Annotated in this window: 15 protein-coding genes; 3 read left to right on the top strand and 12 right to left on the bottom strand. The window is 64.9% G+C overall.

All coding sequences use genetic code 11. From position 1 onward, the window contains the following. Positions 1-56: 56 nt before the first annotated feature. The 8 genes from EJC49_RS25710 to EJC49_RS15395 all read right to left on the bottom strand — a co-directional run bounded on the left by EJC49_RS25710 (position 57) and on the right by EJC49_RS15395 (position 7,944). A complete protein-coding gene (locus EJC49_RS25710; protein WP_170314731.1) occupies positions 57-341 on the bottom strand; it encodes a copper-binding protein in 285 nt (94 codons plus the stop codon). Positions 342-367: 26 nt separating this feature from the next. After that, complete coding sequence (locus EJC49_RS25705) at positions 368-853, bottom strand: cupredoxin domain-containing protein (protein ID WP_170314730.1); 486 nt, start codon at positions 851-853, stop codon at positions 368-370. A gap of 25 nt (positions 854-878) precedes the next feature. Next, positions 879-2,237 carry a multicopper oxidase family protein gene (locus EJC49_RS15425; RefSeq protein ID WP_126700831.1) on the bottom strand — a complete coding sequence of 453 codons (1,359 nt, stop codon included), beginning with the start codon at positions 2,235-2,237 and terminating at the stop codon, positions 879-881. 16 nt (positions 2,238-2,253) lie between these two features. Next, positions 2,254-3,705 carry a TolC family protein gene (locus EJC49_RS15420; protein WP_126700830.1) on the bottom strand — a complete coding sequence of 484 codons (1,452 nt, stop codon included), beginning with the start codon at positions 3,703-3,705 and terminating at the stop codon, positions 2,254-2,256. A 314-nt stretch (positions 3,706-4,019) separates the two neighbouring features. Continuing rightward, on the bottom strand, positions 4,020-4,322 hold the full coding sequence (locus tag EJC49_RS15410; protein ID WP_148106302.1) for a hypothetical protein: 303 nt from the start codon (positions 4,320-4,322) through the stop codon (positions 4,020-4,022). Positions 4,323-4,516: 194 nt separating this feature from the next. Continuing rightward, positions 4,517-5,011 (bottom strand): hypothetical protein, encoded by a 495-nt coding sequence (locus EJC49_RS15405; RefSeq protein ID WP_245453416.1) that lies wholly within the window; start codon positions 5,009-5,011, stop codon positions 4,517-4,519. Positions 5,012-5,037: 26 nt separating this feature from the next. Next, positions 5,038-5,436, bottom strand: coding sequence for a Cu(I)-responsive transcriptional regulator (gene cueR / locus EJC49_RS15400; protein WP_126700827.1), 399 nt, complete (start codon positions 5,434-5,436; stop codon positions 5,038-5,040). A gap of 21 nt (positions 5,437-5,457) precedes the next feature. Next, positions 5,458-7,944, bottom strand: a complete 2,487-nt coding sequence (locus EJC49_RS15395; RefSeq protein ID WP_126700826.1) for a heavy metal translocating P-type ATPase — start codon at positions 7,942-7,944, stop codon at positions 5,458-5,460. A 187-nt stretch (positions 7,945-8,131) separates the two neighbouring features. On the opposite strand from EJC49_RS15395, the gene copM reads away from it, so the two are divergent. Genes copM through EJC49_RS15380 form a run of 3 tightly spaced genes read left to right on the top strand, consistent with a single transcriptional unit; the run spans position 8,132 to position 9,720 of the window. Further along, complete coding sequence (copM, locus tag EJC49_RS15390; protein WP_126700825.1) at positions 8,132-8,545, top strand: CopM family metallochaperone; 414 nt, start codon at positions 8,132-8,134, stop codon at positions 8,543-8,545. Between the two features lie 10 nt (positions 8,546-8,555). Further along, the gene (locus tag EJC49_RS15385; RefSeq protein WP_126700824.1) at positions 8,556-9,182 is read left to right on the top strand and encodes a class I SAM-dependent methyltransferase; all 627 of its coding nucleotides are present in this window, start codon (positions 8,556-8,558) and stop codon (positions 9,180-9,182) included. A gap of 58 nt (positions 9,183-9,240) precedes the next feature. Beyond that, complete coding sequence (locus EJC49_RS15380; RefSeq protein ID WP_170314729.1) at positions 9,241-9,720, top strand: c-type cytochrome; 480 nt, start codon at positions 9,241-9,243, stop codon at positions 9,718-9,720. Here EJC49_RS15380 and EJC49_RS15375 read toward each other — a convergent pair. The 4 genes from EJC49_RS15375 to EJC49_RS15360 form a co-directional block, all read right to left on the bottom strand. Next, a complete protein-coding gene (locus tag EJC49_RS15375; RefSeq protein ID WP_126700822.1) occupies positions 9,689-10,198 on the bottom strand; it encodes a cytochrome b in 510 nt (169 codons plus the stop codon). The two genes, EJC49_RS15380 and EJC49_RS15375, sit on opposite strands and share 32 nt — an antisense overlap. Before the next feature lie 24 nt (positions 10,199-10,222). After that, on the bottom strand, positions 10,223-10,927 hold the full coding sequence (locus tag EJC49_RS15370) for a YncE family protein (protein ID WP_126700821.1): 705 nt from the start codon (positions 10,925-10,927) through the stop codon (positions 10,223-10,225). Between the two features lie 16 nt (positions 10,928-10,943). Beyond that, the gene (locus EJC49_RS15365; protein ID WP_425358823.1) at positions 10,944-12,377 is read right to left on the bottom strand and encodes a multicopper oxidase family protein; all 1,434 of its coding nucleotides are present in this window, start codon (positions 12,375-12,377) and stop codon (positions 10,944-10,946) included. 650 nt (positions 12,378-13,027) lie between these two features. Then, positions 13,028-13,225, bottom strand: a complete 198-nt coding sequence (locus EJC49_RS15360; protein ID WP_126700819.1) for a heavy-metal-associated domain-containing protein — start codon at positions 13,223-13,225, stop codon at positions 13,028-13,030. Positions 13,226-13,325: the final 100 nt, after the last annotated feature.

The raw sequence follows: 13,325 nt of genomic DNA, 5'->3' as shown, positions 1-13,325 counted from the left end.
ATCATTATCTCGATCTCCGGTCAGGGCGCGGGCATGTCTGCCCGCGCCCTGACATCCTACTTGATGTCGGTGACCGTGATGCGGCCGTTGACCCGGTCGGCGGTGAATTCGATCTTCTGACCCACCTCGACCTCCTCGATCATCGAATCCTCGGCCACCACGAAGACCATCGTCATCGCGGGCATGTCGAGGTTCGTGAGTTCGCCGTGCTTGATGGTGAGCTTCTTCTGCCCGGCGTCGATCTTGGTCACCTCGCCGGACGTATATTCTTGCGCGGCTGCCGCCGCGGTTCCGAGAGCGAGTGCCGCGGCCGCAGTGATCAGGATGCTTGTCTTCGTCATGTCGTCTTCCTTTCCGTGTTGCTGGTTCAGTGGCGGACGCTGATGTCGCCCTTCATGCCGGAGTCGTAGTGGCCGGGTATCAGGCAGGCGAACCCGAAGTCGCCCGCCGACGCGAAAGTCCAGACGATCTCGCCTGTCGCGCCCGGCGCGAGCCGGATCGAGTTCGGGTCGTCGTGCTCCATCTCGGGGAAGCGCTCCATGAGTTCCTTGTGCTCCATGATGCCGTCGTGAACGTCCATCACGAACTCGTGGTCGAGTTCGCCCTTGTTCACGAACTTCAGCCTAAGGGTCTCGCCTTCGGAGACGGCGAGCGAGGCGGGTTCGAACACCATGCCGCCGTCGTCCCGTTCCATCATCGTGATCGTGACGGTTCTCGAAGCGTCGGCGGCGATGCCCGGCTTGCCGATCGCCATCATGCCCGCCTCGCCATGCCCTCCGGCGTGGCTTCCGGCCGCGAGCGCGCCGCCCGTGAGGGCAAGGAGGGCTGCGAGTGCTGCAGTGGTCGTCTTCATGTCTTGGTCCTTGTTGCTGGTTGATTCAGTGGTCTGAGTGGTCGCCGGGCTTGGCCGCCGGAGCGACGGTTTCGCCCCCTGCCGCCTTCGCCGGAGCCGGGACGTCGCCCGTCCATTCGTAGGAGACGGTGCCTTCCGGGTGCTCGTACCAACCCGGATCGGCGTAATCGTTGGCCGAAATGCCTTCGCGGACTTTCACGACGGAGAACATGCCGCCCATCTCGATCGCGCCGAACTGCCCCCAGCCCGTCATCATGGGGATGGTGTTGTCGGGGAGCGGCATCTCCATCTCGCCCATGTCCGCCATGCCGCGGTTGCCCATGGCCATGTATTCAGGCTGGACGGTGCGGATCTTCCGGGAGACCTCGGTCTTGTCCGCGCCGATGAAGGTCGGGACGTCATGACCCATGGCGTTCATCGTGTGGTGCGACTTGTGGCAGTGGATCGCCCAGTCGCCGAGATACTTTGCGTCGAACTCGTAGGCGCGCATCGCGCCGACCGGGATGTCGATCGAGACTTCGGGCCAGCGGGCTTCCGGCCTCACCCAGCCTCCGTCCGTGCACGTCACCTCGAAGTCGTAGCCGTGCATGTGGATCGGGTGGTTGGTCATGGTGAGGTTGCCGACCCGCACCCGTACCCGGTCGTCCTTGTTGACCACCAGATGGCTGATGCCGGGGAACACCCGGCTGTTCCAGGTCCACAGATTGAAGTCGGTCATCTCCATGACCCGGGGCACGTAGGAGCCCGGCTCTATGTCGAAGGCGTTGAGCAGGAAGACGAAGTCCCGGTCGACGCGGTGCAGCGCAGGGTCCTTCGGATGGATGACGAAGAAGCCCATCATGCCCATGGCCATCTGGACCATCTCGTCGGCGTGCGGGTGGTACATGAAGGTCCCGCTCTTCACGAGATCGAACTCGTAGACGAAGGTCTTGCCGGGCGGGATGCCGGGCTGGGTCAAGCCTGTGACTCCGTCCATGCCGCAGGGCAGGATCATGCCATGCCAGTGGATCGTCGTGTGTTCCGGAAGCCTGTTGGTCACGAAGATGCGGACCCGGTCGCCTTCCACGGCCTCGATTGTCGGGCCGGGGGACTGGCCGTTGTAGCCCCACAGATAGGCCGTCATGCCGGGTCCGAGTTCCCGCTCGACGGGCTCGGCGACGAGGTGGAATTCCTTCACTCCACCGGTCATTCGGTGCGGCAGCGTCCAGCCGTTCAGGGTGACGACGGGCTGGTAGTCAGGACCGCTCGACGGAAAGATCGGCGGCTGCATGTCCGGCGATTCCATGACGGGCGCGTCGGGCAGTCCCATGGCCGACGTCTTCGACCATGCCGCGGCGCTCGCCAGGAACGCGCCACCTCCGAGGATCTGTCTTCTGGTGATCATTGTCTCGTTCTCCTGGTCAGTGTCCGCCGCCGCCGTCTTCGGCAGCCGCCGTCTCGGCACCGCCGCCCGCGGGAGCGCTGCCGCCTCCGCCATGGACGGCGGTGCCGAGATTGACGTCAGCCAGCCAGAACTGGCGCTTGGCGTTGAGGGAAAGCATGATCGAATTCACCTTCGCCCTGGTGTCTGCCAGAAGCTCGAAGGTGTTCGTGATCATGCCGTTGTAGGTGAGGAGCGACTCCTCCTCGATCGTCGTGCGAAGAGGCACCACGTTGGCACGGTAGTGCCGCGCGATGTCGTGGGTGGAGCGGTATCCATCGTATGCGCTGCGGGCCTCGGAGCGGACGTTGACCGCGCGCTCGGCCAGCAGGTTGGCGGCCTGCATGTAGGCCAGTTCCGCCTTGCGCATGCGGGCCTGCCCGCTGTCGAAGATCGGAATGACGAACTCGAGTTCGGCGTTCAGCGAGACCTTCGTCTCGGTGCTGCCGTCCTCGGTTTCCTCACGCTCGATCTCGGCTCCGGTCACGAGTTCGAGGTCCGACACGTAGCGGGTCGCCTCGGTGAGCCCGTAGGACAGCGCGAGCGCCTCGAGTTCGAGCTTCGCGATCTCCAGGTCGACACGGTTCCTGAGCGCTTGCGCCTCGATATCCTTGCGGGCCAGCGGGTTGGCAGGAAGCGAGGGGAGCGCGTTTGGCACCTTGTAGTCGACGTCGAAGCCCCAGAGGCCCATCAGCCGCGTCAACGCCTCCTTCGCCATGCGTGCCTGCAGCCTGGCTTCTGCCGTCTGTCCTGCGAGTTCGGCGTAGAAGACGTGCTCGCGGGCCTGCCCGGTCTTTGTGAACGCTCCCGTCTGTCCGAGTTTCTCTGCCAGCGCCGACGCGGCGTCTGCGGCCGCCTGAGCCCGGTTGAGGTAGGCTACCCGCTCCCAGGCAGCGACGGCATCTATCCAGGCCCGGCGTGTGTCCGCGGCGAGCCTTAGCGTCGCCTCGGCGGCCCTCAACTGCGCTTGCCTGAAGCGAGCGTCCGCGACAGCCATGCGGCGGGGCCGTGTCGCCAGAGCCAGGATGTTCGAGACGACAGCGGTCTCGACGGTGCGTCCGGCGTTGATCCCCATGATGCCGACCGAAACGCGCGGGTTGACCAGCAGAGACTCCTGCCACAGCTCGGCCGATGACATGCCGACGTCGGCATAGGCGGCCTGCAGTCCCTTGTTGTTGAGGAGCGCGACCTGCACGGCGAGGTCCGGTCCGAGCGTCTTTCCCCTGACCAGCGCGGTGACCCGCTCCGCGAGGGCGCGGGCCTCGCCGCTGGACTGGACCCAGACGGTTTGCTTGCCCGTCACCGAAGCGGTCTTGGCCGAAACGGTCTGGAAGCCGGCGAGCGGATCGTCCAAGCCGTCCGCGGTAGTGACGCAGGCCGAGACGACGAGAGGCGCCACGAGCGCGGCGATGCTGCGTACTGCGCGCCTCATGAGCCTGCTCCCCGGCTCGCGGGCGACAGGTTGTCGTTCAGCCGCCGCCAGTTCTCAGGCCCCGTCGGCCGCCGGGGATGGAAATCGCCGAGGACGGGAGTGTACCGGGCATCCCGCAGTCCCATGACAGGATCGGATGGGTTGAAGACAGGCAGCACGTTGGGCGGCGGAGATGCCACGCAGCCTGCTGCTGAGAGCGACGCCAAGAGCGCCGCGATCGCTGGAATTCGCATGTGAAACCTTGAACCTGACGGGATGGATGACCGCGCGCGGACGCACGGGTGCCTCAGCGCCACACGGCGCTCCGGGTCAGGTCAGGTTCGGGGAGGCCGGATCAGACCGTGCGTCTCGCCCGGTGTCAAAGCACCGGATGCGACACGACCGAATGCTCCTGAGGGCGGATGCGCGAGATCGGACCAGCAGGGCGGCACTCCGGTTGCGGGCATGCAGTGCATGTCGCAGCAGAGGTCCGCGGTCGTCGTGCCGCCGTGATGGCTCGCGTCATTTGCAGACGATGGCTGTTCGACGGCATGATCGCCGTGAGCGGCATCGTGGTCGTGGTCTTCGATCTGCTGCAGCGTTTCGGTCTGCGCGGGATGCATCGCCGACTTGGCCATTGCGACCATGCCGGGCTGAAGCGAGGAAACGACGAGCATGGCGACGGCGAAAAGCGCGCGAACGACCGCCCCCCTCACTCCGCTATGCCTGATCGAATCCTTCATACCTTCACTTCCGCCATATGTTGCATCCGTAAGTCAAGCATCAACGGCCGGATGAGGGCGAAGATGAGGGAACGTGATCACTCGCAGTTCTACCGGGCAGCACTGCTGGCCCGGTATCGTCGACTGAGCCACAGAACTAGCGGCGGGATCACAATCCACTGGAGGAGCGGGCTCAACCCCGTCCCGAATGGGGGAACGAGCGGCATCAGGTCCGAATAGGTCCAGCGCTGGGTGACCTGGGTGTAGTAGAACTCAAAGCCGACGGTCAGCGCGATCCCCGTCCCGAGGAAGACGAGAACCGGAAGCGCGACCTGGTCGCCGATCCAGTGACGTGTCCTCGCGACGAGGCTGGCAGTCCAGAATGCTGTCAGGGCGAACCCCACGTCACCGATGGTCGCGGACGTGCAGAGCTTGATGCCCTGCCAGTGCGCCATCTCTGCCATGCCCGCATAGGTCGGCACCTGCAGAAACTCCCAGACGAAGTGCAACAGGAAGGAGAACATCGTCACCGGGAGCTCCGGGGCGTTTATGAGCGAACGTGGATCGCTCACCGCAGCGCCATGTCCTTTCTTTGGGTTCGTCATGGCGCAGAATCCTCGGCCTTGCCGCGTTAGTGAACGGGAGCCTTGCCCGACAGCCCGTCGATGATCGGGCACTCCGGCCTGTTGTCTCCATGGCAATTGGCGACGAGGTGCCTGAGCATGTCGCGCAGGCCCTGGAGCTCCACGATCTTGCGCTCGATCTCGCTGAGTTTCGTCGATGCGAGCGCTTTCACCTCGGCGCTCTCACGGTCACGGTCGCTGTAGAGCGACAGAAGCTGTCGGCATTCCTCAACGGAGAAGCCCAAGCTGCGCGAGCGCTGGAGGAAGCGCAGCCGATGCACGTCCTCCATCGAATAATCGCGATAGCCGTTGTCGCGACGATCCGGCCTGATCAGGCCGATGTCCTCGTAGTAGCGGATTGTCTTGGCCGGGAGGCCGGACTTTACCGAGACGGTGCCGATGTTCATGGCGAGTTCTCCCTGATGGGTTCAGCCGAGCCGCACGGTGCGCAGCCTGAGCGCGTTGGCGATGACGGATACGGACGAAAGGCTCATCGCGGCCGCCGCGATCATGGGTGAGAGCAGCGTGCCGAAGACGGGATAGAGGACGCCTGCTGCGACGGGCACGCCGAGCGCGTTGTAGACGAAGGCGAAGAAGAGGTTCTGCTTGATGTTGCGGATCGTCGCCTGGGCCAGCGTGCGCGCCCGCACGATACCGTTGAGATCGCCCTTCACGAGAGTAATGCCCGCGCTCTCGACCGCGACGTCCGCGCCGGTCCCCATGGCGATGCCGACATCGGCTGCCGCGAGCGCTGGCGCGTCGTTGACGCCGTCTCCCGCCATCGCGACCTTCGCCCCCTTGGCCTGGAGCTCTTCCATGAGCTGCTGCTTGCCGTCCGGCAGCATGTCGGCGCGCACCTCGTCGATGCCGAGCTTCGATGCGACGGCCCTTGCGGTTCGCTCATTGTCGCCGGTGGCCATGATGATGCGGAGGCCCGTGTCGTGCAGGGCACGGATCGCCTCCACGGTCGTTGCCTTGACCGGATCGGCGACCGCGACGAAGCCGGCGACTGCTCCATCGACGGCAACGAACATTGCGGTCTTTCCCTCGGCGCGCAAGGCGTCGGCCTGTCCGACGATGCCGTCGATGGCGACGCCAAGGTCCGCCATCATGGCGGCATTCCCGAGCGCCACCTTCCGGCCCTCCACGGTGCCGCTGACGCCCTTGCCCGTGACCGCCTCGAACTCGGAGGCCGAATGCACCGTCGCGCCGCGCTCAGATGCGCCTTCGACGATCGCCTCGGCCAGCGGATGCTCCGAGCCGCGCTCGAGCGAGGCGGCAAGCGAGAGAAGCTGGCCTGCATGGAATCCTTCGGCCGGAATTACGTCCGTCAGTCTCGGACGACCTTCGGTCAGTGTGCCCGTCTTGTCGACGATGAGCGTGTCGACGCTGGCGAAGCGCTCCAGTGCCTCCGCGTCCTTGATCAGCACGCCTGCCTGGGCGCCGCGCCCGGTCGCCGTCATGATCGACATCGGCGTGGCGAGGCCGAGCGCGCAGGGACAGGCGATGATGAGGACCGACACGGCCGACACGATGGCGAACACCATGCTGGGTTCGGGACCGAACAGGGCCCAGACGACGAAGGCAAGGATGGCAACCAGCACCACAGTCGGCACGAAATAGTACGAGACGCGATCGGCGAGCCCCTGGATCGGCGCACGCGAGCGCTGGGCCTTGGCGACCATCTCGACGATCCGCGACAGCATCGTCTCGGACCCGACGCGCTCGGCGGTGATCACGAGCGTGCCGTTGCGATTGAGAGTTCCTCCGGTAACCGCGTCGCCCAGCGTCTTCTCCACTGGCACGGGTTCACCCGTGATCATGGATTCGTCGATCGACGTGCGGCCTTCGACGACCTTGCCGTCGACGGGAACGCTGTCCCCAGGGCGAACGCGCAGGCGGTCGCCCTGCTTGACCTCGTCCAGGGGCACATCGGCCTCGGAACCGTCGGCGGCGATGCGGCGCGCGGTCTTCGGCGCGAGATCGAGCAGCGCGCGAATCGCCGACCCGGTTCGCTCGCGTGCCCTCAGTTCAAGCACCTGGCCTAGGAAGACGAGCGCGACGATGACGGCGGCCGCCTCGAAGTAGACTGGCACCGACCCGCCATGTCCCCGGAACTGGTGCGGGAAGAGGCCAGGAAAGAAGGTGGCCACGACACTGTAGAGATAGGCCGTGCCGACGCCGATCGAGATCAGCGTCCACATGTTCGGGCTTCGGTTGATGAAGGACTCGTAGCCACGGTGGAAGAACGGGATCGCGGCCCACAGCACGACGGGCGTCGCGAGCAGCAACTCCAGCCATGCCGCAAGCGGCTCGCCGATCCACTCGCGAACCGGAACGCCCAGCATTGGGCCCATCGCGACGACGAGCAGCGGCAGCGACAGGACAGCGGAGACCCAGAACCTGCGTGTGAAGTCGACGAGCTCCGGGTTAGGACCCTCGTCGCCTGTCGGCACGCCCATCGGCTCGAGCGCCATGCCGCAGATCGGGCAGGAGCCGGGCTTGTCGCGCACGATCTCCGGGTGCATCGGGCAGGTGTACTGCGTGCCCTTGGGCATCGGCGCCGGGGCGCGCCGATCGCCGAGATAGCGCGCCGGCTCGGCCTCGAACTTGCCCTTGCAGCCCGCCGAGCAGAAATAGAACTTGTCGCCGTCGTGGCGATGGAAGTGTCTGGCGGACGCGCGATCCACGTCCATGCCGCAGACCGGATCGGTAGCAGTCAGGTAGGACTCCGGTTCAGCCATGAACTTGGTGCGGCAGCCAGCGCTGCAGAAGTGAAACACGCGTCCCTCGTGCTCGGCACTCGGCTTGCCTGCCCCCGGGTCGACCGTCATCCCGCAGACCGGATCGCGCACGATCTCTCCTTCGGCGTTCGGCGCAGCTGCGTGATGGGCATGGTGGTCGTGAGAGGGCATGGTCGTCGCCTCCTGTTCAGATGGCGTACGTTCGCGCCTCCAGTTACTGGAAGGTCAAGCACTATCTTGGGCTTGACCTTCCACCTGCTGGAAGGCGGACATTCGTCACATGCCGTCCCCCGGACGGAGTCCAGGACCGCCCGCGCGTATTGCCGACGGTCCCGACAGGATGCCAAAGGAGACTATCATGAAGACATTGAAGACGATCGCGGCGGCAGCCGCGCTGACCGCGGTGACTGCTGTCGCCTGGGCGCAGATGAACCACGGCGGTCACGGTGGCGGCATGATGATGAACATGGACCAGATGCAGTCCATGATGGAATCGATGATGCCCGCCGACGGCGACTCCGAATCCACCAAAGCCTTCAAGCAGGCCGACATGGACATGATGCAGGGCATGGCCGTCGAATATACGGGCAACGCGGACGTCGACTTCCGTCTCAAGATGATCCCGCATCACCAGGGTGCGATCGACATGGCGAAGGTCGCGCTTGAACACGGCACCGATCCCGATACAAAACTCTTGGCCGAGGCGATCATCGCCGCTCAGGAACGTGAGATCGCGGAAATGCAGGCTTGGCTGGAGAAGAACCGCAAGTAGAGAACTGGCTGTGTATCCCAGCGACCCCGTCGACCGCCGACAGTGGGGCGAGGCCTATGTCCACAAGGGCGAGACTGGCGTCAGCTGGTTCGAGGAGACGCCAACGGTCTCGCTGGATTTGATCAAGGCCTTGCCGGGACCGAAGGGTTCATTGATCGACGTGGGTGGCGGGGCGTCACGCCTCGCCACCCATGCTCTTCGGCTGGGGTTCGGACACGTCGCGGTGCTCGACCTGTCGGGGGAGGCGATTACCCGGTCCCAGGCTGCTACGGGGAGCGAGGCCGATCGCGTCGAGTGGATCGTTGCCAACGTGACGTCCTGGAAACCCGGACGGCGATACGACGTCTGGCATGATCGCGCAGCGTTCCACTTCCTCACCGACGAGGCGGACCGGGCCGCCTATGTCGAGACGCTCAACGCTGCGCTTTCAGTTACCGGACACGCCATCATCGCGACCTTCGCCCTTGACGGTCCGGAACGCTGCAGCGGGCTGCCAGTGCAGCGCTACAGCCCTGAAACCCTCGCCGCGACGCTCGGTCCGCGGTTTATGCTCGTGAACAGTGTGCGGCATGAGCATCAGACCCCTTGGGGATCGACGCAGGCGTTCCAGTTCAGCGTGCTGGCGAGGGTGAGTTGATCTGCTTGGGCCAGAAAAGCGCTGCAACCTTGAGCACTAGCGATCCTGGATGCGTCGCATGACGCTCCGTGCCATCGGATTGATTGCGACGGGTTTGGCGATTGCTGTCGCTCTCGGCGTATGGGGGATGGCCCGATCATCGCCCCCCGGGATCCTGAAGCCGGACGAGGCCTCGGTCGTTGCCACAGGCTCGAAGCTGTACGCCATCCATTGCGCATCATGTCATGGCGCGTCGCTAGAGGGGCAGGCAGAGGACTGGCAGCGCCGCGACGCCGAAGGCTTTGCCCTCGCACCACCACACGACGCCACCGGGCACACCTGGCATCATCCCGATCGCCTTCTCTTTGACATCACAAAGGTTGGCGTGGGGGTCGCGGCGAACCTGCCGGATTACAAGACGCGGATGCCTGCGTTCGAAGGCGTTCTTGACGACGACGAGATCATTGCCGTGCTTTCCTTCATCAAGGCGCAATGGCCGGATGACATCCGTCGACGCCACGACCTCCTCAACGAACGGGACGCTGACGCTCGTCGCTGATCGTTCTCGTCCATAGGGGCAGCATCCGGCCGACCACGCCGTCGCGCCGAAAGCCATGCCAGGCGGCAGCCGTCACATGCAAAGCGATCAGAACGAGGGTGACGTTCCAGATCGCTTTGTGGACACCCGCCGCCGGTCCCCAAAGATACGAGGCGATGAACCCCGTCGCGGCCTGTCCGACCAGGGAGGCGTAGATGCCCCAGTGAACCGCGAGCGCCGCCAGTTCCATCGGAATGCGGCGAGGCTGTGGTCCGTCGGTGCCCCGCGACAACCGCAGTGCAATCCGGACGAGGACGAGGCAGCCGATCGCAATTCCATTGTAGTTGTGGACCGCATGCAGAAACAGGTCCACGGGCGCGGCCGGAAGGAGCGGATTGTGCGTGCGCGGAATAGCACCCGCCGTGAGCCACTGCACGAGGATCATGGAGACGACTGCCCAATGGATGGCGATCTGAAGGTTCGAATACGGCGCCCGCATGCAACGGCTCCTCCTGGACGCACGCTACCCTGAAAGGGTTGCGGAATTGCTTCCCGGATCCGAACTGGCTTTGCTCACCGCAACCGGATTTCCTGTTCGCGGAACCCTCTTTATCCTTCGCGTGATCCCTCCCCTCAACGCCAGGGCCTCGACCTCCGCGCGAAGGAACCATTTCAGGGCGCTCTTCCTGTGGAGGTACGCCTCCAAGCGCTCGGGAGGCAACGGCAGCGAAGCCCGGATTCCTTCCCATCGGAGCTCATGATGCACGATGCGCGCATGGGTGCGAAGGATCGTGGCAGCCTCCGTCGACGACACGTATCCGCGGCGGAATGCCTCCACGGCATCCTTGCGATATAGCCTCGCCTTTCTCAGAGGCCTGTCCTCGGCCTCGCCGTGTCCGTGGCCATTGTCGTCCTGCACAGGCGTGCCCACCGCGAGAACCTTGTTCGCCTTCGGCACGAACTCGACGTTGTGCGGCGTGACGGCGACCGGAACGATGTCGACCTTGCCTGACGCGAGGTCTATCCGGCTGACGGAGTTCCCGTGCTCGTCTGCAGTGTAGACAAAGCCCGCGTGCGCGGTCTCCGCCCTTGCCTGTTCTGCGAACGGCATGAGGAGCGCCAGCACGGACGCGGTCGCCATCGCAGCGGCAAGGATTCGCCACCGGTGCGTATCCAGGGCGGCGGCCATCGCCGCCGATCCGGGCTGTGCCTTGATGTTCTTGTTCATCGTCTTCTCCTGAATTTCAGCCGACGTAGCGGACGGTCGTCATCATGCCCGTCGCCATGTGGTAGAGGTGGTGGCAATGGAATGCCCACTCGCCGGGATTGTCCGCTTCGAAAGCGACGGTCACCGCCCCTTGCGGAGGCAGCCAGACGGTATCGCGTACCGCGCCTGCTATCCTCGTCCCGTCGATCTCGACCACCTGGAAGTGATGGCCGTGCAGGTGCATCGGGTGCCCCATCATGCTGTCGTTTCGCATGACGATCTCGACACGTTCGCCCTTGGTTACCTCGATCGGCTCGTGAGACCCCCAGACCTTCCCATTAAGCGTCCAGGTGTATTTCGCCATGTCACCACCAAGGACGACCTGCTTGCGTCGGCTGGGGCCAGTGACCTTGGCAGGGAGGACGGATCGAAGGCCGGTCTCGAACGTCAGGTCGATCGCTGCGGAAGGGCGTTCCGCTGCAGACGCGAACCGCTTCACGGCGCCTCCCGCAGTGGCGAGCACGAAGCCGGTCCGCTGGACGGCCCCTTCGCGGTCGGCGAATATCGGCCAGGCGCCCTCCTCCGCCGGCATCCGGAGCCGGAGATCGATCCGCTGGCCCATCCCCAACGGAAAGCGGCGCCCCTCCACCGGGACCACGGGATTTCCGTCGACCGCGATCGCCTCGCCTTGCAATTCGCCGGTGTCGATCCAGAAGGCCGTCGCCGTCGCTCCGTTGATCAGCCGCAAGCGGACCGTGCCGTTCCGATCAATCCGGAAGACTTCGGGGTCTTCCAGCGTGCGGTCGTTGGCGAGGTAGGCGTCGTACTCGATATCGTTGATATCCATCGAGACGGCCTCCGCGGACGCCATTTCCGCTCCATGTCCGGCACCGTGCCCGGACGCGGAGCCATGGCCCACCATGCCGGTCCCGCCTGTCAGGCCGGCTAGCAGCTCTTCCGGGCTCCTGAAGCTGAAGTCGTGCAGAAGAACCACCACCTCCTGCTCATCGAGCGAGGACTCGGCGGGATCTCTCACGATCAGGGGCGCCGCCAGCAGCTGCTGTTCCTGCAGCGTGTGGGCGTGCATCCAGTGGGTGCCAGGCGTGTCGAGCGGGAATAGATAGTCGTAGACCTCGCCAGGGCCAAGCAAAGGCTGCGGCAGGTCCGGCACGCCATCCTGGCCGAAGGGAGGCGTCAGGCCATGCCAGTGGATGAGGGTCGGCGCGTCGAGGGCGTTTTCCAGTCGGACCGCGAAATCGGACCCGGCATCGAGCACAAGCCCGTGGGTTCCGTCGGGCCGGAGCAGCCCAAGCACGGTGGCCGCGCGTCCGTGCACTTCGATTGTCCGGCGCTGTGCCCGTATGGTGGCAACGGGCGCTCCAAAGGCATCGCGTTGGCCTGGCCCGAAGGAGGCGGCCATGCCCGCGACGCCGAAAGCGGTCGCGGACGCCAGGAATTGGCGGCGTGAGATTCTGTTCATTTCAGGACTCCAAGATTCGCTGCGGCCGGTCGGCCGCCGGTTGCATTGCTGCGCACGAACCCCTTAGGCGGCGCGCGCGCTCTGGTGTGCCAGGAGTCTCGGAGGGCGAAGCTGCAGTTCGGATATGCCGGAAGCCAGCCTTTCGGTCTCGAGACCGAAGCTGACCTTCAAAGGAGTCGGCACGGCTATTGAAGGGTCGGCCAAGGGCGCGCAGAAGGCGCACGGAGCGGACAACAGGCAACAGCCGTCGCCCGTATTCGCATCGGCTTCATGATCGTCACAGGGTACTCCCTGCACATGTTGATCAGCTTTGACGGACACCGCATGGGAACTCTGCCAACCGGCAGCGTTGGCGTGCGTCCCGGCGAAAGCATGCGCCGTTCCGATGGAAAACGTGAAGGCCAGCAGCATCGCAATCGCCAAAGCACCCCACGAGGGCGCGCTGCGGCGCCTTCCTCTGGTGGCTTTTGGTCCGGTCTGCGAGCTCAAGAGTGCCTATCCTTCCATCTGAGGTCAGCTTAGGCCATTTCCTGACGCAGCCGCTTGTGCTGGATCAAACGGCGACGATGCTCTACACGCCGCGGCGGAGGAACCGAACAGCACACGCAGGCAGCTGCGCCCAATGGATTGGCGCTGCTGATCTAGGCGGCTTCCGTGACATAGCCTTCTGCGGCAATGGCGGCGCGCAGGTCGTCTGGACCAGCCTCGCCTCGCACTTCTACGGTTCGTGCCGGGAGGTCGACCCTCACGTCTGCCGAAGGGTCGACCGACTTTACAGCCTTGCGGATGGCTGCCTCGCAGTGGCCACAGGTCATGTCCGGAACGTTGAGCTTGATCATCTCACGGCCTCGTTTGCTTGAACAAGCCTGCAGCTTCCAGCAGGGGGAAGGTCAAGCGACTCCCTCGCATTTCGGCGAGCATCCGGGATCGACGTCAGAT

Origin of the sequence: Aquibium carbonis (genome assembly GCF_003970795.1) — a bacterium.
GTDB lineage: Bacteria > Pseudomonadota > Alphaproteobacteria > Rhizobiales > Rhizobiaceae > Aquibium > Aquibium carbonis.
The sequence above is the reverse complement of the archived record's forward strand: the minus strand, read 5'-3'. Positions and strand labels throughout refer to the sequence as shown.